At 59.6% G+C, this 20,854-nt stretch carries 14 protein-coding genes; 4 read left to right on the forward strand and 10 right to left on the reverse strand.

Annotated elements, in window-relative coordinates; all coding sequences use genetic code 11:
• Positions 1-4: 4 nt before the first annotated feature.
• Genes AB0A83_RS04955 through AB0A83_RS04970 form a run of 4 tightly spaced genes read right to left on the reverse strand, consistent with a single transcriptional unit; the run spans position 5 to position 5,142 of the window.
• A complete protein-coding gene (locus AB0A83_RS04955; RefSeq protein WP_367155555.1) occupies positions 5-1,162 on the reverse strand; it encodes an efflux RND transporter periplasmic adaptor subunit in 1,158 nt (385 codons plus the stop codon).
• A gap of 25 nt (positions 1,163-1,187) precedes the next feature.
• Positions 1,188-2,693 carry an efflux transporter outer membrane subunit gene (locus AB0A83_RS04960; RefSeq protein WP_367155556.1) on the reverse strand — a complete coding sequence of 502 codons (1,506 nt, stop codon included), beginning with the start codon at positions 2,691-2,693 and terminating at the stop codon, positions 1,188-1,190.
• Positions 2,693-4,258 carry a DHA2 family efflux MFS transporter permease subunit gene (locus AB0A83_RS04965; RefSeq protein WP_367155557.1) on the reverse strand — a complete coding sequence of 522 codons (1,566 nt, stop codon included), beginning with the start codon at positions 4,256-4,258 and terminating at the stop codon, positions 2,693-2,695. The genes AB0A83_RS04960 and AB0A83_RS04965 overlap by 1 nt, the downstream gene beginning before the upstream one ends.
• Positions 4,255-5,142 (reverse strand): hypothetical protein, encoded by an 888-nt coding sequence (locus AB0A83_RS04970; protein WP_367155558.1) that lies wholly within the window; start codon positions 5,140-5,142, stop codon positions 4,255-4,257. The genes AB0A83_RS04965 and AB0A83_RS04970 overlap by 4 nt, the downstream gene beginning before the upstream one ends.
• Positions 5,143-5,258: 116 nt before the next feature.
• Here AB0A83_RS04970 and AB0A83_RS04975 point away from each other — a divergent pair, with 116 nt between their 5' ends.
• The 4 genes from AB0A83_RS04975 to AB0A83_RS04990 all read left to right on the forward strand — a co-directional run bounded on the left by AB0A83_RS04975 (position 5,259) and on the right by AB0A83_RS04990 (position 11,291).
• Positions 5,259-6,119: a LysR family transcriptional regulator gene (locus AB0A83_RS04975; protein WP_150047224.1), complete on the forward strand. Its 861-nt coding sequence runs from the start codon at positions 5,259-5,261 to the stop codon at positions 6,117-6,119.
• Between the two features lie 166 nt (positions 6,120-6,285).
• Positions 6,286-6,945 carry a CerR family C-terminal domain-containing protein gene (locus AB0A83_RS04980; protein ID WP_150047225.1) on the forward strand — a complete coding sequence of 220 codons (660 nt, stop codon included), beginning with the start codon at positions 6,286-6,288 and terminating at the stop codon, positions 6,943-6,945.
• A gap of 117 nt (positions 6,946-7,062) precedes the next feature.
• Positions 7,063-8,178, forward strand: coding sequence for an efflux RND transporter periplasmic adaptor subunit (locus AB0A83_RS04985; protein ID WP_150047226.1), 1,116 nt, complete (start codon positions 7,063-7,065; stop codon positions 8,176-8,178).
• Entirely contained in the window at positions 8,175-11,291 is a 3,117-nt protein-coding gene (locus AB0A83_RS04990; protein ID WP_367155560.1) for an efflux RND transporter permease subunit, read from the forward strand. The genes AB0A83_RS04985 and AB0A83_RS04990 overlap by 4 nt, the downstream gene beginning before the upstream one ends.
• Positions 11,292-11,314: 23 nt before the next feature.
• On the opposite strand, the gene AB0A83_RS04995 is transcribed toward AB0A83_RS04990, so the two are convergent.
• The 6 genes from AB0A83_RS04995 to AB0A83_RS05020 all read right to left on the reverse strand — a co-directional run bounded on the left by AB0A83_RS04995 (position 11,315) and on the right by AB0A83_RS05020 (position 20,853).
• Positions 11,315-11,770: a hypothetical protein gene (locus AB0A83_RS04995; protein WP_367155561.1), complete on the reverse strand. Its 456-nt coding sequence runs from the start codon at positions 11,768-11,770 to the stop codon at positions 11,315-11,317.
• Positions 11,771-12,551: 781 nt separating this feature from the next.
• Positions 12,552-13,853: a porin gene (locus AB0A83_RS05000; protein WP_150047229.1), complete on the reverse strand. Its 1,302-nt coding sequence runs from the start codon at positions 13,851-13,853 to the stop codon at positions 12,552-12,554.
• 122 nt (positions 13,854-13,975) lie between these two features.
• Entirely contained in the window at positions 13,976-15,784 is a 1,809-nt protein-coding gene (gene atzF / locus AB0A83_RS05005) for an allophanate hydrolase (protein WP_367155563.1), read from the reverse strand.
• Positions 15,781-19,389: an urea carboxylase gene (uca, locus tag AB0A83_RS05010; RefSeq protein WP_367155564.1), complete on the reverse strand. Its 3,609-nt coding sequence runs from the start codon at positions 19,387-19,389 to the stop codon at positions 15,781-15,783. Before uca ends, atzF begins: the two co-directional genes overlap by 4 nt.
• Before the next feature lie 69 nt (positions 19,390-19,458).
• Positions 19,459-20,097, reverse strand: a complete 639-nt coding sequence (locus AB0A83_RS05015; protein WP_150047232.1) for an urea amidolyase associated protein UAAP2 — start codon at positions 20,095-20,097, stop codon at positions 19,459-19,461.
• 24 nt (positions 20,098-20,121) lie between these two features.
• Complete coding sequence (locus AB0A83_RS05020) at positions 20,122-20,853, reverse strand: urea amidolyase associated protein UAAP1 (protein WP_367155565.1); 732 nt, start codon at positions 20,851-20,853, stop codon at positions 20,122-20,124.
• Position 20,854: the final 1 nt, after the last annotated feature.

Below are 20,854 nucleotides of genomic sequence, written 5' to 3' on the forward strand. Positions count from 1 at the left end.
AAGATCAACCGGCATTTTCCGCAATAACTTGTCGAATCAATTGTTCCGCAGCCTCCAGTTCCCGCTCGAAAACATCGGTGCGGTAGGCTTCGTGATTCAAATCTATCGCGTTTTCAACCGGTGTTATCGAGTCGGAGCCGACGTAAACCCGGGTTACAGTCGACAGCCCCGGTTGCAAAGGTTGGGCGCGCAAGTCGTCGGCATTCAAGGCAATTCGCACTTGCAGGCGCTCCGCCACATGGATGAAATTGCCGGTGGCGTTATCGGCCGGCAATAGCGCGAACGTACTGCCGGTGGCCGGATTGATGCCTTGTACCCGGCCACGGTATACCCTCTGGGCTTGCTGGGCGTCGATGCGAATCTCGGCCGGTTGACCGACGCGTATCGGTGCGGCTTGGGTTTCCAGAAAATTGGCCTCCACCCATACCTGATCCAACGGGACAATGACCAGCAACGGCGTGCCCGGATTTAAACGGTCGCCCACGTGCACTTTGCGCTTGGCAACGTAACCGGATACCGGAGCAATCACGTTTTGCCGGCTATAGTCCAGGAAAGCGCGTCGCAGCCGGCTTTTGGCGCGTTCGACCGCCGGATGTTCGCCGGGCTCGGACCGGCCTAATTGGGCGAGCAAGCCTTGCCGTTCCGCCTCGGTTTCACGCAGGCCGGCGATCAATTCCTCAATGTTATCTTCAGCATTTTGCACGTCCTGCTCGGCGGCGGCACCGTCCGCGACCGCGATCGACAAGCGCGCCAAGTCGTGTCGTACCCGTTGCAGAGCCGCTTGTTTGGCGTCGGCACGATGCGTTAAGGCTGCGAGTTGAGCTTTTAGGGCCATGACGTTGCGTACCGCTTCCGCCAGTTCGGCTTGGGCCTGTTGCAAAGCGATCAGCGCCTGGGCGCCGTCCAATCTGACCAAAATATCGCCTTTGTGAACCTTTGAGGTGTTTTCCGCCAGGACTTCGACGACCGTACCTTCGCTTTGATTTTTTACCGTAATCAAATGTCCGGCAACGAAAGCGTCGTCGGTGCCGACCCAATCGCGCTGATCCAACCACCAAAATAATAATGCAGTGATTGCGACGACAGTCAGTGTGGCTGCCAGGGAAACTAGACGGCGCTGGCGTTGACGCAGGCTTTCGCGCGGACGGATTTTTTTATGCATGGCTTAGGCCTGGTGATTGAGATCGTTACGGCAAATGCGGTGTGCCGTTGCTTTCGGCCAGGTTCGGCGCATCGCTTACCTTGACGGAATCGGCGTCGTAGCCGCCGCCCAAGGCTTTGATCAAGCCGACCGACACCTTTCTTTGTGCGACTTCGAGACCAAGCAGCACCAAGTGCTCTTGATTTTCGGCAATGCGGGCTTGTAAAACCTGAAGCCGGTCGGCCAGTCCGGACTGGAGCAAACGTGCGGCCAGCCGGCTTCCGGCTGCGGCGGCTTCCAACTTGGCACGTTGTTCGTTGCGGCGGGCGGCGAATTCTCGCCAGCGACTCAAGCTGTCGGCGACTTCTTGCACCGCGTGCAATAGCGCCGCGTTGTAGCGTTCGACTGCGGCGTCGTAGGCGGCTCGACGGTCAGTTAGTTTGGCTCGCAGCAGGCCGCCTTCGAAAATCGGCAATTCTATGGCCGGCCCGACCGCGTAGGCCAAGCTGGCGCCTTGCAATACAAGGTCCGTCAGGCTGACGCTATGTAAACCGCTGAACGCGTAAAGGTTGACGTCCGGGTAAAAAGCGGTTTCGGCGACCATGACGTCCTCGGCGGCGGCCTCCGCTTGCAGTCTGGCGGCGCTCAGGTCGGGGCGCTTCGACAACAAGCGTAAAGGCAAATCGGTCGGTAGATGTAAAAGTGCAGCTGCCGTGTTAGGCCTAATGGTCAGCGCCTGCCCCCAATCGGCGCCTCGCCCGGCCAGCACGGCCAAACGGTTGCGTTGCGTTTCGGTCGTGCCGTGCAAGCGGGCCAGTTCTTGCGCGGCCTCACTCAGCGCGATTTCGGCTTGCAGCGTCGGGGCGTCGCCGCTAAGTCCGGCCCTGCGCTTTGCCTGCTGCAAAGCCAGCAAGCCTTGCCGGTCCGCCGCAATCCGTTCCGCCAGCTGTGTTTGCGCTAGGCTGGTTTGTAAGTCGAAATAGCAAGCGGTCAGTTCGGCGGTAAGCAGCAGGCGCGCGTCTGCCAGTTCCGCCGCGCCGGCCAACGACCGGTCGAACGCGCTTTGCAGCGCGGCGCGGTCGTGGCCCCAAAAATCCAGGTGGTAGCGCAACACCAAGGGATTGATCAGCAGTTGTCGAAAATGCTCGCCGGCCAGCTTGGCCTGAACGCTGTTGGCGGAGAAGCGTTGCGCGCTGAAACCGAGACTGGACTCCAGCGTCGGATATAACTCGGCGCCGCGTGCGTCCACCAGGGCTTGCGCTTGTGTCAGCCGAGCAGCGGCGATATGGATGTTCGGGTTATCGCTTAAGGCGGTGGCGATCAGCCGGTCCAGTACCGGATCGTTGAACTGCCGCCACCAGTTTTGTTCCGGCCACGCCCGCTTGGCGGTGGCTTCGGTGCCGGCTAGGTCAAGGGTTTGTCGAATGGCGGGCATGCCTTTCATGCGGGCAGGCGTGTCGCCGTTACTGCCGAGCCGGGCGCAGGCGCAACACAGGCAGGACAACCAGATTGCGGCCCAGACACGGCTCGGCAGCCGGGTAAGCGGCGGCATCAGATTTCCTCCGCGACGACTTCAGCCGCTAATTGCGACAATGCCGGTTGTGCGCCGGCTTCGTTGGGCTTGCGCGGCGGATGGGCAAACCAAACCAAGGCTGCCAGCGTCAGGAAAGCGCAGCCGGCCAGCCAGTAGGCGTCGCTGATGCTGCGAATTTGTTGGGCTTGCGTGACCAGTTTGGCAAACTTGGCGAAGGCCGCCGCGTCGCTGTAACCGGCGTCGACTAAGCGTTGCAATGCGGTAAAGTCGGAGTGGTTTTCGGCGAATCTGTGCAGGTGCAGCGGGGTCCGGCGATACAGCACGATGGCTTGCAAGGAGATGCCGAATCCACCGGCCGCTATGCGCAAAAAGTTCGCCAATTCCAAGGCCTGCCAGTGCCGTTCCGCCGGTAAATCGTGCAACATCAATCGCGTCAGGGGCACGAAAAAACTGCCCAGGCAAATGCCCTCCCACAATTTCGCCCAAAACAGCCGGTCGAAAGCGGCCGGATCGTCGAATCGGCCGAGCCAAAAATACACGGCGGAGAAAGCGGTAAGGTTGATGCTGGCCAGTAAGCGGGCGTCGGTGCGATTGACGATTTCGTGCATTATGCCGGCGGTCGGCTTGGCGAATATGGCCATCGGTAAAAATACCAGGCCGGCCAGCAACGACGAATAACCCAGCGTGACTTGCAGTTGCACGATCAACATCGATAGCAAGCCTTGAAACATCAGGAACCCACAGCACAAGGCGACAACGCCTATCGCGACATTGCGTCGTTCGAATAGGCGAATGTCGATATAGGGATGTTTGACCCGCGCTTCCCACCAGATCCAGAAAACCAAACTGGCGACGGAGAACCCGGCTACTGCCGAAAGGTAGGGCGAGTTGCCCCAGTCACTATCGTTGCCTTGGTTCAATAAGGTTTGCAGACCGAGCAGGGTGCAGGCCGCGAGGGCAAAGCCGACGCTATCGAAGCGGCGGCGTATCGCACGGCTGCCGCGAGCGTACAGCAAAGCGCCGATGCAGGCGGCAATGCTCAGCGCCAGCGCGATGTTGAGCCGGAACAGCCAGCGCCAGCCCACGCTATCCGCTATCCAGCCGCCTAAAGGCGGGCCCAGGGTAAACGGTGTGAGGGTGAGCAGATTCCAAACCCCGATACCCAGAGATTTTTGCCGTTCCGGGTATTCTTTGAGCAGCAGCGATTGGCCGATAGGCAGGCTCACGCCGCCGGAAAAACCTAAAAGAATACGCGCACTTAGATAAGGCAGCAGCGAGGTAGCGTAGGCGCAGCAAGCCGAGCTCAGTGCAAAAACCAGGCACGAGGCGATGAAAGGTCGGTATTCGCCGATGCGTCGGGAAAGCCAACCGCCGACCGGATAACCCAACGCCAGGCCTATCATGTAATCGGTCTGGGTCCAGGCCGCGAAACTGAGCGGAATGCCCAAGCCGCCGGCAACCCTGGGCAGCATGGCGATATAGGCGCCGGCGTTGAATACGACCAACGCATGGCCGCCGCCTAAGCACAGGTTGAAGAGTAAAAAGCGCCAGCCGCGTAGGCGCTTGAAATAAACCCCGCTCATTTCAGGGCTAGCGGTGGGGTAGCCGGCACAACATGCCAGCCTAAGTCGTCGAATGCGCGAGCCAGCAAACGCTCGCCCAGTTCGGAGATAAGCTTTTTGAAGGCTGCGCCGTCGGTTTGCAGCGAATGCAGCGCCGCATCGTCGACACAATAAGAATCGGCCGCGGTGCGTGCCAGGACCCGGCCGGTTTTCGGGTTGATCAGTTTCAGCATCACCTGCAACGATACTTGACCGGCAAAAATTCGATAACGGTTTACTCCGATTTCCACAACGGCGTCGTAACCGTGCAGCTCGCTGTAACGGCTGTCGGCGTCCGCCTGCGCGTACCAATTTTCCACTGCGCGGCGCCAGTGCTGCAGTTGTGCGTTCCGTTCCGACTTGACGATCGGCAGCGGGCGAATATCGCGATGGACGCGGCTGTGTAGCCAATGGTCCGATAAATTGGCGCGAGCGATTTCGGCCAAAACGACGGTCGGCGTCCAGATGGGGGCCGGTCCACTCGCTTGCTCCCCTGCCGTTACTAGCGTGAAGGTATCGAGTTCGTTCGGGGCGATGGCTCCGGCAATAACGATGCCGCCGGCATTGCGGTACAGGTGCCGCTCCGGGTCTAGCGGCATGGCCATGTTGCGGTAGTGCGCATAAGCCGGTATCCGGTCTTCGATGGGGTCGGGCTCGATGTCCAGCGGCGGCGTTTCCAGCGCCACAATCAGCACGGATTGCAGTTTGCTGAGTTCCGCTTCCGGCAGGCGGACAGCCGGTGTCCGGCAACCGGTCAATAAACAAGCCAAAAGCACATACCGGGCGGATCGGGTTGCCGCTGCGAATAGTTGGCCGATTCCGGATCTAACCGCGTCGGCTGGCGTTAAACGGTGGGTGATCGGCATATCGGCTCTCCGCAGCTGGTTCGGGAATTTGATGGCGATTCACTATAGGTAGAGCCTTTGTATAAGTAAAACGATATTTATTAGACTTTCGTATCGATAATGTCGATACTAAATCCATGGACATTGACCAAATCAAAACGTTTTTAAGCGTCGCCGCCAACGGCAGCTTTCTGGAAGCGGCCAATCGTTTATACGTCACTCAATCCACGGTCAGTACCCGCATCCAGCGTCTGGAAGCTTATCTGGGGGTGCAACTGTTCGTGCGTAACCGGGCCGGCGCCGGTTTGACCCTGGCCGGCAAGCGCTTTTTGCGGCACGCCAAAACCTTGTTGTTGACTTTGGAGCAAGCCAGGCACGACATCGGATTGCCTAGCCGATATAGAGCCAGCGTGAGCATAGGCGCCCGGATTGCCTTGTGGGAAGGCTTGCTGCCGCGATGGATAGGCGAAATTCGCAGGACGATGCCGAACATATCGTTGCGTAGCGAGATCGGTTTCGAGGAGGATTTGATGCGCGGTTTGGTCGAGGGCAGTATCGACATCGGCTTGATGTACACCCCGCAGCACAACCCGGCCTTGATCATCGAGCATTTGTTCGACGAGATTTTGGTGCTGGTCGGCAGCGATCCCTATCGGCCGTGGCCGAACGACGATTACATCTATGTGGATTGGGGGCCGGGTTTTTATGCTCAGCACAGCAATAGTTACCCGAATCCGGAGCGTCCGGGACAATGGGTGAATATCGGTTGGTTGGCGGTGCAATTGGTGTTGTGCAACGGCGGATCCTGCTTTTTGCCGATTCGCTTGGCCGAGCCGTGGTTGGCGGCCGGCAAATTGTTTTTGCTACAGGACGGCGCCGGTTTCCGCTTGCCGGCCTATATGGTTTCGCAACGAGACGGCGATGCCGAGGTGCTGACGCCCATATTGCAGCGCTTTCGCGCTTTAGCCGCGCTGGAAAGCCAAAAACGCCAGAGTTAGCGTTTCCGGTTTCGGTTCTAGCAAGTTCCGCGCGACCCGTCGTGGATGAGTCCCGTCGCTTATCAGTCACGCCGAGGATGCCGCCGCTCGCGTGTTGACAATCAATCGATTGATTGATATGGTTTCAATCGATCGATTGATTGAATACCGGACGCGGCGAAAGTACATGGGCAATGACAAGACGGACAATAAGGAGGGGGGCGACGCGCGTAGCCGGTTAGTGAGCGCGGCGCTCAAATTGTTTGCCGAAAAAGGCTATGAAGGCGCCTCCACCCGGCTGATTTGCGAAGCGGCCAACGTCAATATATCGGCGATTCGCTATTACTTCGGCGATAAAGCCGGCCTATATCGGGCGGCGTTCACCGAACCTATGGGCGAGACCCGCTGCGGGGGCGATGTCCGTGCTTATGCCGATATGCCGTTGCCGGAGTTGTTGCGCCGCTTCTTTACCGAATTTCTGGAACCCTTCAAAAAAGGCGAAGAACTGAAGCTGGTCATGAAGCTGCATTTCCGGGAAATGGTCGAGCCGACCGGTGCTTGGCAGCAGGAAATCGATGCGGAGTTAAAACCGCAGCACGACGCGCTGGTATCGCTGCTGCAAAAGCATTTGCAGTTAGAGCAAGCCGATACCGACCTGCACCGCTTGGCATTCGCCATTGTCGGCATGGTAGTGCATTTTTACGTCGGTCAAGACATCCTGACCGCAATAGATTTGCCGTTAGTGGATACGCCCGAGGCTATCGACACCTTGGCCGACAGATTGAGCGGCTTCGCCCTGTCGATGATAGAAGGCGAAGCGGCCCGGCGCAGGCAATCCCTGGAGTAATCCAGCTTATTTCCATTAGCGGCGCGCCCGGATGTCGGTACGACGGGGTGCCATGAAATTCGTCGAATCGCCAGCGAACCAAGTTCGCGGATAAAGGTCAGCTTCACTGGAGGATTTATGACCATCAGCAAAATCGTTATATCGTTGACCCTAGTATTGATGCTGTTAGGCATCGGTTTAGCGGTCGGCAACAACCAAAAGCAACCGGTGCAATCAGAGCCGGCAAACGTGGCGAATCCCGCGCTGAGCGTGACTATCGTCCAACCGCAAATGCGGCAGATGCCTAATCGCCTGACGGCTAACGGTTCTATCGCCGCCTGGCAGGAAGCCGTGATCGGCGCGGAAATCGGCGATTTGCGTCTGGCGGCGGTCAAGGTGCAAGTTGGCGAATTCGTGAAGAAAGGGCAGGTACTGGCCGATTTTGCGGAAGAAAGCGTGTTGGCCGACCTGGCGCAAGCCCGGGCTTTGGTAGCCGAGGCCGAAGCGAATCTGGCCGAAGCGCAGGTCAATGCGGAACGTGCCAGAAAAGCCTCGCTGTCAGGGGCTTTTAGTGCGCAGCAAGTCGATCAATATACTACTGCGGCCAAAACCGCGGCGGCCAAACTGCAATCGGCTCACGCCCAGTTGCAGATTCAGCAGTTGCGCTTAAAGCACACCAAGGTGCTGGCCAGCGACGACGGTGTCATCTCTTCGCGCTCCGCGACCTTGGGTGCGGTAGCTACCAATGGTCAGGAATTGTTTCGTTTGATTCGGGGCAATCGGCTGGAATGGCGCGGCGAAGTCACCGCCGCCGAAATGACCCGGTTGCGGCCGGGCGTCGGCGTTACGGTCGAGGTCCCCAACGTCGGCAGCGTGACCGGGACGCTACGATTTTTAGCACCGACCTTGGACGAACAAAGCCGAAACGGCTTGGTTTACGTGGATTTGCCCGATGCCGCGGCCAAAGGTTTGCGGGCCGGCATGTTTGCCCGCGGCGAATTCGCATTGGGGGATAGCGCCGCCTTGACCGTGCCGCAAGACGCCTTATCGTTACGGGAAGGCTTTTCTTACGTGTTTCGGGTCCACGCGCACAGCCAAGACCAGGCCCAAGTCGAGCAAGTCAAAGTCCAAATCGGCCGCCGGGACGGCAACCATTTGGAAATTCTGGCCGGTTTGCAAGCCGACGATAGGCTGGTCGCGTCGGGCGCGTCATTTTTAGCCGACGGCGATAACGTCAGGGTGGTCATGCCGTGAACGTATCCGCGTGGTGCATCCGCAATCCGATTCCGGCCATGATGTTGTTCGTGCTGCTGAGCTTTGCCGGCATGCACAGTTTCAAGGCCATGAAGGTGCAAAATTTTCCGGACCTGGAACTGCCGACGGTCACCGTGACTGCGACTTTGCCCGGTGCGTCGCCGGCGCAAATGGAAACCGAAGTGACGCGAAAAATCGAAAATGCGCTGGCTACGTTACAGGGCTTGAAGCACATTACCAGCAAAGTCCAAGACGGTAGTGTCACGATTACCGTGCAATTTCGCTTGGAGAAACCGGTGCAGGAGGCGGTGGACGACGTGCGCTCCGCCGTTACCAAAGTCCGTACCGATTTACCCGGCGATTTGCGCGATCCGGTGGTCAATAAATTGGACTTGGCCGGCTCGCCGATTTTTGCGTTTACCGTCCGTTCCAAACAACGCGACGACGAGGCCTTGTCGTGGTTCGTCGACGACACCGTTTCCAAACGACTGTTGGCTGTCAACGGCGTCGGCGCGGTCACCCGGGTAGGCGGCGCCAGCCGGGAAGTGACTATTGGGTTGGATCCTGTCAAGCTGCAAGCCTTGGGCGCTACGGCGGCCGACATTTCCCGGCAATTGCGCGACATGCAACGCGAAAGCGCCGGCGGCCGTACCGATTTGGGTAGCGGCGAGCAACCGGTGCGTACCCTGGCGAACGTGGCCTCGGTAGACGAACTGCGGCCGCTGCAATTGACCTTGCCGGACGGTCGGCACATCCGCCTGGATCAAGTCGCGCAAATCGACGATTCGGTGGCCGAACCGCGCGCCGCTGCGTTTTTGGACGGCAAACCGGTAGTCGGTTTCGAAGTAACCCGCAGTCGGGGCGCCGGCGAGGTGGAAGTCGGCAGCGGGGTCAAACGCGTCTTGGCGGAATTGGCCGCGGCCAATCCCGACATAGAATTCACTGAGGCATTCAATTTCGTCGCGCCGGTGGAGGAAGAATTCGAAGGCTCGATGTCTATGCTGTACGAGGGCAGTGCGCTGGCCGTACTGGTCGTGTGGCTGTTTCTGCGCGATTGGCGGGCAACCTTTATTTCGGCGGTAGCCTTGCCGTTGTCGGTTCTGCCGGCATTCGCCGGTATGGACTATTTAGGCTTTTCGTTGAATGTGATCACTTTGTTGGCGCTGTCCTTGGTGATAGGCATATTGGTCGACGATGCGATTGTGGAGGTGGAAAACATCGTCCGCCACCTGCGGATGGGAAAATCCCCGTACCAGGCGGCCATGGAAGCGGCCGACGAGATCGGTCTGGCGGTGGTGGCCACGACCTTTGCGTTAGTGGCGGTGTTTTTGCCTACGGCGTTCATGAGCGGGGTAGCCGGGCGGTTTTTCAAACAATTCGGTTGGACGGCGGCGCTAGCGGTGATGGCGTCTTTAGTCGTGGCGCGCATGTTGACGCCGATGATGGCGGCCTATCTGTTAAAAGCCCATCCCGAAGCCGGCGGAAGCGAAGGGCCCGTGATGCGGCATTACATGCGGGCCGCAGCCTGGTGTTTAACGCACCGGTTGACGACTATCACCGGTGCGGCGCTGTTTTTCGTCGCCTCGCTGCTGTTAATTCCGCTGTTGCCGACCGGATTTCTGCCGGCCGACGACAATCCGCAAACCCAAGTGTTCGTGGAATTGCCGCCGGGCGCGACGTTGCATCAGACCGAACAGGCCGCGGAAACCGCTCGGCGGCTACTTGCGCCAATTCCCTATGTGCAACGCGTCTATACCACCATAGGTGCCGGTTCTGCCGGTACCGATCCGATGGCCGGCTCGCAAGGCAGCGGCGAGGTCAGAAAAGCCACCTTGACCATCACCTTGGCCGGGCGCAACGCCCGGCCGCTGCGCAAGCAGGCAATCGAGTTGCAAATCCGGCAAGCGCTGCAGCAATTACCCGGCGTCCGCATCAAAATCGGTTTGGGTGCTTCCGGCGAAAAATACGTCTTGGTGTTGAGCGGCGACGATCCGCAAGCGTTGAGTCGTGCCGCCCGTGCCGTGGAACAGGATTTACGGACCATACCCGGCTTAGGCAGCATTGCTTCCAGCGCGGCTTTGATACGGCCTGAGATTGCCGTGCGTCCGGATTTCGCCCGCGCGGCCGATTTAGGCGTGACGACGACGGCCTTGGCCGAAACCCTGCGGATTGCCACGGTCGGCGATTACGATTGGTCGCTGTCCAAACTGAATTTGGCGCAACGGCAAGTGCCGATGGTGGTCAAATTGGCGCCGGAAGGCCGTCGCGATTTGGCGGTGCTGGAACGGCTGGCGGTGCCGTCCAGCAAAGCCGGCAGCGCTACGGTGTTGGTAGGCCAAGTGGCCAAGCTGGAGTTGTCCAGCGGCCCGGCGGTGATAGACCGCTACGACCGCTCGCGCAACGTCAATTTCGAAATCGAATTGTCCGGCCTGCCCTTGGGCGACGTCACCGCCGCGGTGCAAAATCTGCCCAGCATCAACAACCTGCCGGCCGGCGTGAAACAAATCAACATCGGCGACGCCGAAATGATGGAGGAATTGTTCGGCAGTTTCGGCTTGGCCATGCTGACCGGGGTGTTGTGCATACTGGTGGTGCTGATCTTGCTGTTCAAGGATTTTTTGCAACCCATCACGATATTGGCGGCGCTGCCATTGGCGTTCGGCGGCGGCTTTGTGGCCTTGCTATTGACCGGCAAGGCGTTTTCCATGCCGTCTCTGATCGGCTTGGTCATGCTGATGGGGATTGCCACCAAAAATTCCATCTTGCTGGTGGAATACGCCATCGTCGCCCGCCGCGACCACGGTTTAAGCCGGGTCGAGGCTTTGCTGGACGCTTGCCATAAAAGGGCTAGGCCCATCGTGATGACGACCATCGCCATGGGAGCCGGCATGCTGCCTATCGCGATGGGCGCCGGCGACGCCGATCCGTCCTTCCGCAGCCCTATGGCTATCGCCGTTATCGGCGGATTGGTGACCTCAACCTTGCTCAGTTTGTTGGTCATTCCGGTGGCTTACACCTATTTGGACGACTGCAAGCAGGGCGGGCTGGCGTTTTGGCGGCGGCTTACCGGTACTGCGGTGGCTATCGATGAGACGAGGCCCGGAATAAGCTAAGACGGTTGCGTCAATTCCTTTTTTTAGCGGATCATCCAATCCGCCCGCTTTGTTGGGTTGAAACGTTCGGAACGGAGAATATGCCATGCACCGTTTAAGGCTATGCCTAGCAGTTGAAAAATAAACAAGTAAACCGATAACCAAATCGGCAGGAAAAACAACACGGCAAAGTCCGCTGCCACAGCTACGTTCTCAAGCAAAGCCATGGTGATCCAGGGCAATGCCAACGTGTTCCAACTGAACACCCAAAAACCGGCTAACCAACGTTGCCCTATTAGCAGAGCGCCGAGTAACACTCCGATACAACAGATGACTATTTCGGTCAATTCGGCCCGAAAGGCGATCATAGGCAGGCTGTAAAAACCGGTGCCAGAGGGCAAACCGAACAGTTGGAACAGATGCACCATCAAGGCGTACAAAGAGACGAGTAATAGCCCGATGAAAGCTGCAAGCCAGGGATGGGGGTTAGTGGTCTTCATTAAACCGGCTCCGGAATGTAAGGGCTCATCCGCTCCACCGGTAAACAGATTCGTCGGGGTGCAGCCTGAGATTTTTGGATCAAGAATGGCGATCGAATACCCTGGAACCATGGCAACGCAGTGGTCCATCGCAATTGGTGTGCTGCATTGAGCAGCAGATTAATATCCGCATGTTCACGGAGCGGCTAAGCGGCTATCGAAAATTACCTGCACCGGTATCGTCTGCACCGATCCCGGTGCAGGTTGGGCCAGCGCCAACCGCAGCGATTGTCTTTACGCTCGCCCAAGGCTATCGTCTGGAATTACCGGCTTCCGTGTTACCCTGCCCCGCTCGAATCCTTTGTCGAATAGTAACGCAACCAATAAAAGCCAATTTTCTGGTAATGCCGAATGGGCCGCAATCCGAAGCCGATGAGAACTGAGTGTCGGCTTGTTTGGCGCTTGGAATGTAAATGATTCGACCGTGGATTATCCGGCGGAATAGACATCGGTATCAGCAGCGGCCGGCGGCGGGTGTTGAAAACCAACGGGGCCGGGCAAACCCGCTACGTCTACGACACCGCCGGCCGCTTGATCTACGAACAAACCGGCAGCGCCCGCAACTACGTGTGGCTGGGCGACAACCCTTCTGACAAGGGGGCTGGCCGTGGTCGACCAAAAAACCGACGGCAGTCTGGCCGCGCTCTACTACATCGAAACCGACTTCGCCAACACCCCGCGCTATCTGTTCAAAAAACATTAGGACTCGGTATGTCCATATGCACTGATGAAGCCGACCGGATTAAAAGGTAACCACCACATCGGCGCCGAAAATAAACTGGCTGTCCTTGTTGCGTTCGTCGTATGCATCGACACCTTGCGACCAATCGTAGCGCGCTTCGGGTCTAACCATTAACCACTTCTCCGGCTTCCAGTTAACGCCGAGCGTCGCGGCATAATAGTTGGCCGCTCCGGTCGCCAGTACCGCGCAACTTGGGCACATTTGACCGACCCGAACGCCGTCGTCGTCGCGAAACCATTCGCCGCGCAGGCCCACTCCCAACGTATCGGACACGTCGTATTTCAGTTGCGAATGAATACCGTACCATTCGGCGTCGGCGAAATTGTTCAACGGATGCTGCTGCTCGATACCGTGGTCGTGTTGCAGCACGTAGTGCCAGCGCTCGGCGAAGTTGTGCTGAAAGACCAGGCTGTAAAAGGTGCGGTTATCGCGTTTGTCGATGCCGGTCTGGCGCTGGAATTCGCGCAGATTGTTGTCGCTGTTGACGTCGCCGGTGATCAGCGTGGCGGTGAAGGAGGTCGCCGCATCGTCGCTGGCCCAGGTGGCGCCGCCCAGGAAATTCCAGTTCTCCATGTTTTTGTCGAATCCGTCCCAGGCGCCATTGCCGTCCAGCACACCATTCAATTTAGTGTGGCCGCCAGTGACTGCGCCCAAGGTGATACTTAAATTGTCGTTTAGCGGATAAGTGGTGGTCATACCGAAATGGGTAAACGGCTCGCCGTATTGGAAGGTATAGGGATGGGTGTAGAAAAAATTGTCCGGCGACAATCCGGTCTCGTAGCCCATGATCGTATAAAACCGGCCGATGCGCGTCTTCAGGCCGTTGCCCAGCGGCATGAAAATATCCAGATAGGCATTGGGGATCGCCAGCTTGTAGAAACGCTCGTCGGAGCCGATCAAGCGGTTGTCCCAATGCCCGCCACCGTAGGGGTTGATGGTGTTAAAACGGGCGTCGCTGCCGTACATCAGGGTCAGCATGCCACCGATGTCCCAATGGTCGCCGCCGGTATCGACGTCGCGGATCAACTCGCCGCCGAGCTGGTGCAGATTGAACTCGTTGGCGCGGTCGGCAAACACCACGGGGCCATTGTAGCGGTCGCCCGGATCGTTGGCGTTGTAAACGATACCGGCGTCGGCCCAACTGCGGACGTGTAAATTGGCGGCCTTCATCCAGGGCAAGTCGTTGATAAACGACAGGCCGTTCAATAAACCGGCGCGTTCCTCGGCCGGTAATGGCGACATCGCCAACAATAGCGGTGCGGCATACAGCCAGTCGCGAGTTCGGGAAGCAGGGGTTGGCATGAGTATTCTCCTGTCGGTCAATGAGTCAGCAAACTTTTTTCGGGCGCAAACGCCCCCGCAAGCCGGAAAATCCGGCTTGAATGGTTAGGATTGAGGAAAATTAAATGGCTAAAACCGGCGGCTTAGTCCGGGCGAGTGAGATAAGCGCGCCAGCCGCCGAAGCCGGTGATGTCCAGTGCCTCGCGCACGGCGGCCGCCTCGCAGACAAAGCCCTGTACGCTCGTACCATCCTGCAATTGCACCCGGCCTATGCCCAGCGGCGCCGGGATTTCGGCGACGAATTCGCCGTATCGGTGAATTGGCAAAGCCCAGACCTCAACGGCGATGGCCGCGCCGGTGTCGTCGCGTACCATGCCGGGCCGCTTGCCGTCCGGCAATGCGTACAGCCGATACGTGGGCGCGGTGTGCGTGCATTGCAGCAAGATGCCGCCGCGACCGGTCAACAGATGATTCAGCGGCAGGCCGGACAGATGCGCGCCGCACACCGCGACCCGAACAAAGCCGGCCAAGTCGTCGCCGTCCGCTGCGGGAAATTCTGAGCTTAAGGTTTCGGAGACACCCAATTTATGCGGCGCCAACTGTTCTCGGCGTTTCGCCAACGCCAGCAAAGCCCGGTCGGCAAAGGCCGGCGCGCACAGCGTGATGCCGAACGGCAGGCCATTGCCGCGAAACCCGGCCGGCAGTGCGATGGCGCTCAGGTCGAGCAGATTCATGAAATTGGTGTAATAGCCCAGCCGGCTGTTCAATTCGACCGGATTGGCTTCGACGGCGGCAATCGGGTAAATCGTGCCGGTGGTCGGCGTGACCAACACATCGACCTGTCGCCAGATTGCATCGCTTTGCACCATCAAATTCTGTAAGCGGTAAAACGCACGCCAGGCATCCGCGGCCGACAAGTCCGACGCTTTGGCCAAAATGTCCCTGGTAACCGGAAATAAAGCCTCGGGCTTGGTCTGCATTAGTTCACCGGCCACCAGATAACGCTCGGCCAGCCACGGCCCGGCGTAAAGCAAGTCGGCGGCATCCAGCAAGGGCTGAATGTCCACTTCGACCATGCTGCCGCCTTGGGCCTGCAATTGCGCGACAGCCTCGGCAAGCAAGGCTTCCGCCGCATCGTCGCCGAAAAATTGCAATTGCTCCGGCTTCGGCACTCCGCAGCGAAAGCGGCCGGCAAAGCCGGGCGGCACCGGCGAGGGCTGGTCTCGGCGGTTGTAAGCGTCCGTAGCGTCGTACACATTGGCGACTTGTAGCACCCGCTCGGCGTCGGCGGCCGTCAACGCAAACACCGAGACGCAATCCAAACTACGACAAGCCGGCACCACGCCAGACGTGCTTAACAAGCCCCGCGTCGGTTTGACACCAACCAAGTTATTGAAGGCCGCCGGCACCCGACCGGACCCGGCAGTGTCGGTGCCCAAGGCAAAACTGGCCAGACCGCTCGCCACCGCGACCGCCGAGCCGGAACTGGAACCACCGGCGATGTAAGCCGGATCGAAACTGTTTTGGCACACGCCGTAGGGCGAGCGGGTACCGACCAAGCCGGTCGCGAATTGGTCCAGATTGGTTTTGCCGACTGGAATCGCGCCGGCGGCTATCAACTGCCGCACCACGAACGCCGATTGCTCTGGCTGGTAGGCATAAGCCGGGCAAGCCGCCGTCGTAGGCAGATCGGCCAGATCGATATTGTCCTTGATCGCAAACGGAATTCCGTACAAGGGCAACTCGTCCGGCGACTGGTCTGCCAATGCCGCGGCGTAAGCCTGCAGCCGTTCGAGCGGCACGCGGTTGATCCAGACCCCGCGCTGCGGTGCCGATTCCAATCGCTGCCACAGCATGCTTACCAGCGCCGTCGGCGTCAGCATACCGTCGCGGTAGGCGTGGCTCAGACCAGCGATGCTCAGGACTTCCGGTAATTCGCTCCAGGTTGTCATGCCTCCTCCCCGGCCTGCAACACCAATAAATCCTGGCCGGCGCTGATTTGTCCGCCTTCGGCGCAAAACACTTGCCAGACCGTACCGTCCTCTGGTGCCGTTACCGGAAACTCCATTTTCATCGATTCGACCACCACCAAGGCATCGCCTTGCTTGACCCTATCGCCGGCCTTGACCAGTACTTGCCAGACGTTGCCGGCGATATGGCTGGCCACGGCCCGGGCACCGGCCGGCAAGTCCAGCTCGGTATCGATGGCCGCCGCCGCGACGGCCTGATCGTCGGCGTAAACCTGGCCGGCTTGCGCCCAGCGTTCGCGTTCGGCGTCGAAGGCCGCCTGTTGCCGGCTTTTACATGCGGCGATCTCGCCGGCGTGTGTGCGCAGAAACTCGTTGTACTGGCGCAAACTGAAGGTTTCCTCGCGGATATCCAGTTTGAGCTTGCCGCTGATCAAGTCCTGCCGATGACGCAGCAATTCCTCGGCGGATACCGGATAGAAGCGGATTTGGTCGAAAAAGCGCAGCAGCCACGGCTTGCCGTCGCGAAAATCGGCGGTTTGCCGGTAGCGGTTCCACATCGGCACGGTGCGACCGACAAACTGGTAGCCGCCCGGGCCTTCCATGCCGTACACGCACAGATAAGCACCGCCGATACCGACCGCGTTCTCCGGGGTCCAGGTCCGGGCCGGGTTGTATTTGGTGGTCACCAGCCGGTGGCGCGGATCGATAGGCGTCGCCACCGGCGCGCCGAGGTAGACGTCGCCCAAGCCCATTACCAGATAACTGGCGTTGAACAGGATGTCCTTGACTTGGTCGATACTGTCCAGACCGTTGATGCGGCGGATGAATTCGATATTGCTCGGGCACCACGGCGCATCCTTGCGCACCGACTGCATGTATTTTTCGATCGCCAGTTGCGTGGACGGGTCGTCCCAGGACAGCGGCAGGTGGACGATACGGGTCGGCACTTCCATGTCTTCGATGGCCGGCAGTTCGGCTTCGGCTTGCGCCAGAATCCGCAGCAGTTCGTCCAGCGGCAGGCGGCGGTCGTAGTGCACTTGCAAGGAGCGGATGCCCGGCGTCAGATCGACGATGCCGGCAATGCGGCGGTGTTGCAGCCAGGTCATCAAGGCATGCACCCGAAAGCGCAGATTAAGATCCAATACCAAGGGACCGTACTCGATCAGCAGATTGCGGTCGCCGGCCTGGCGATAGGTCACCGCCACCCGGTCTTGGCCGGCTGGAAGCTGGGCCAGGATGCAGCTTTCCGCGAAATCGGGTGGTGCCGGCAGTTCCGGTAACGCGGCATGAGCCGGGTCGGCCAAGGCCTGCTCGACCTGGGCATCCAGTTTCGCCGCTTGTGCGCGGTTCAGGCGGATGAAACGCACGCTATTGCCGGGCTTCAATTGGCCCAGCTTCCACAATTCGGCCGCGACCACGGTAGCTGGACAGACAAACCCGCCCAGACTGGGGCCGTCCGGGCCGAGAATCACAGGCATGTCGCCGGTGAAATCCACCGCGCCGATGGCGTAGGCGTTGTCGTGGATGTTGGACGGATGCAAACCGGCCTCGCCGCCGTCGCTACGGGCCCAGCGCGGTTTCGGGCCGATCAAACGGATGCCGGTGCGATTGGAGTTGTAATGTACCTCCCAATCGGTCGCGAAAAATTCGGCGATGTCCGCGTCGGTAAAAAAGTCCGGCGCGCCGTGTGGGCCGTACAGCACGCCAATTTGCCAGTGCTCGGCGTAACGGGGCAGCGCGCCTCGATTCGGCACGATTTCCTCGGCAAAGGCTGTTTCCGCCGCGACCGGCAACACGTCGCCGACCCGCAGCACCCGGCCGCCGTGGCCGCCGAACTGGCCGAGCGTGAAGGTGGCTCGGCTGCCCAGATATTCCGGCACGTCGAAGCCGCCTTGTATCGCCAGATAACTGCGGCAACCCTGGCCGGCAATATTGCCCAGTTTCAACACGTCGCCGGCCGCAACTGCAATCGCCTGCCAGTAGGGTATGGCTTGACCGTTCAACTCGGCTTGCATCGCTGCGCCGGTTAACACGATGCGGGTGGCAAAATTGAAGCGCAGGCTGGGGCCGTTGATGGCCATTTCCAGCCCGGCCGCATCCTCCGGGTTACCCAAAATTCGGTTCGCCAAGCGAAAGGCCAGCATATCCATCGGCCCGGACGGTGGCACGCCGACGTCCCAATAACCCAAGCGCCCCGGATAATCCTGAATCATGCTTTGGGTGCCGGCTTCCAGCACGTCCAGGGTGCGAGGCTGGTAGCTCAGGCCAGCCAGGTAGGCGGTGATCTGGTCACCATTACGAAATACGTCGTCGGCGACGATCCGCCGCAAATAGGCCAGATTGGTTTCGATGCCGTACAAGCGGGTGTCGGCCAAAGCTGCATCCATTTGCGCCAAGGCCTGTTCGCGATCTGCCGCATGGACGATGACTTTGGCCAGCAAGGGATCGTAATGCGGCGTGACCTCCAGGCCGTTCTCCAGCCAATGATCGACCCTGACCGCCTCGGGAAACCGGCAATCGGTCAGCAAGCCGGATGAAGGCTGGAAATTTTTGTTCGGGTCTTCGGCGTACACCCTGACTTGCATCGAACAGCCTTGTGGCGCATGCCGGTATTGATCCAGAAATGCCCGGTCGCCGGCCGCCAACCGCAGCATCCAGGCCACCAGATCGGTGCCGGTGACTTGCTCGGTGACGCCGTGTTCGACCTGCAAGCGGGTGTTGACTTCCAAAAAATAAAATTCGCCGCTGTCCTGGTCGTAAACAAATTCGACCGTGCCGGCGGAGCGGTAATTCACCGCCTCGGCCAGCGCCAAGGCATGGCGGTAAAGTGCCGCGCGGGTCGCGTCGCTGAGGCCCGGCGCCGGGGTTTCTTCTATCACTTTCTGGTTACGACGCTGTACCGAACAATCGCGCTCGCCCAAATGGATCACCCGCCCGGCGCCGTCGCCGAAAATCTGTACCTCGATATGACGGGCGCGCTCGATGAATTTTTCCAGATACAAGCCGCTGTCCTTGAAGTTGGCCGCGCTCAAGCGCTGCACCACCGCAAACGCCTCGCATAGCTCGGCCTCGGTGCGGCACAAACGCATGCCGATACCGCCGCCGCCGGCGGTACTTTTTAGCATCAGCGGGTAGCCTATGTCGGTAGCCGCCTGCAAAGCCTGATCGATGTCCGCCAGCAAACCGGTGCCCGGCAGCAAGGGTACGCCGCAGGTTCTGGCGATCTCGCGGGCGGTGTGCTTCAAACCAAAGCGCCGCAATTGTTCCGGCGTCGGGCCGATGAACACGATGCCGGCGGCCGCGCATTGCTCGGCGAATTCGGCGTTTTCGCTCAGGAAGCCGTAGCCGGGATGAATGGCCTCGGCGCCGGTAGCCAGCGCTGCTTCCAGAATCCGCTCGACGCGCAAATAGCTGTCGGCCGCCGCCGCGCCGCCGACGCACACTGCTTCGTCGGCTTCCCGGACGTGACGGGCATGGGCGTCGGCTTCGGAATACACCGCAACGCTGGCGACGCCCAATTCTTTTAAGGTCCGCATGATGCGGCAGGCGATTTCGCCGCGATTGGCGATCAAAACCTTGTTAAACATGAATCCTCGTTTGGCGGGCCGTCCCGCCTTGACATACCGGCGCCGGGTCGTCCCGGTGCGGATGAAAAATCAATCCCAGATCAGCAGCCGCACCGGCGTCGGGTTGTAGGCGTTACACGGGTTGTTCAACTGCGGACAATTCGAAATCAGCGCGATCACGTCCATCTCCGCCCGCATTTCCACATACTTGCCCGGCGCGGAAATGCCGTCGGCAAAGGTCAATTGGCCGTCGGGCGTGACCGGCACGTTCATGAAAAAATTGATATTGCTGGCGATGTCGCGCTTGGCCAGGCCGCAGTCGGCATGGCCGATGGCCAATAGAAAACTGTCGCGGCAGCTGTGCATGTGCTTCTTATCCAGCGCATAGCGCACCGTGTTGCTCTCGGCGGCACAGGCGCCGCCCAGGGTGTCGTGGCGGCCGCAGGTGTCGGCGACGATGGTCAATAAAACGTTGCCCTCGCCGGAGATCAGCTGGGTGCCGGCGCTCAGGTACAGATTGCCTTGCCGGCGGATGGTGTCGCTGGCGCTGTAGCGTTCTTCATGGTCGGCCGCGCTGTAAAACAAGGTGTCGACGGCTTGGTTGCCTTCCAGATCCAGGATGCGAAAGGTCTGGCCTTGTTTGATGGTATGCAGCCACGGTTCGCCGGCCGGCAGGGTGTAATCGTATATGGCGCTGCTCGGATCGAGGGTGCTTTCGACGATGGGCATAGGGTATTCCTCGTAAAATCGGTGTTACAGGTAATAACGTTCGGTATTGGTAAAGCCGCGGCCGTTTTCCGGGCGGAAATTGCGGCACTTGTCGTCTTGATCCGGCAAAGCGCCGCGATAGGCCTCCAGCAACACCGGTTTGGGCTGGTAGTGCGGATTGGGATCCAACGGGTGCGGACAGGTGCTAAGCACTACCAGTGTGTTCATTTCGAAACGCAGTTCCACTTGGCTGACTGGAGCGGAATGGCCCACCTGAAACTGCAGATTGCCGTCCGCGCCGACCGCGACCTTGCTGAAGAAGTTGAGGTTGGCCACCAGATCGCGTTTGCCCAAGCCCCATTTTTCCAATTCGATCAGCAGGCTGTCGCGACCGTTGCGGTACATCGCGTTGCGATGGCTTTGATAGCTGGCGGTACCGTATTTGGCCAGCACGTGCGCGGCATCGGACACCCCGCATACGGTGTCGTGCCAGCCCAGCGTGTCGCCGGTAATCGAGCACAACACCCGGCCCATGTCCGAATAACAGACAAAGCCTTCAGTCAGATGAAAGGTATGCTGGGCCTTTAGGGTGTCGGCCATGTTGTAGCGTTCGCTGCGTTCGTCGTAGTTGATAAACAAGGCCGCCAGATTGGCGCCGCCTTCGCTGTCGGTCAGCCGCAGGCGGTTGCCGCGCCGCATCCGGAACGAGGTATGGGCGCCGGCCGGCAAGGTTTCGCTCCATAGCAGGTCGGTGGTATTGATCGAGGCTAAGCTCATC

It is taken from the genome of Methylomonas sp. HYX-M1 (assembly GCF_040741385.1).
Taxonomy (GTDB): Bacteria; Pseudomonadota; Gammaproteobacteria; order Methylococcales; family Methylomonadaceae; genus Methylomonas; species Methylomonas rhizoryzae.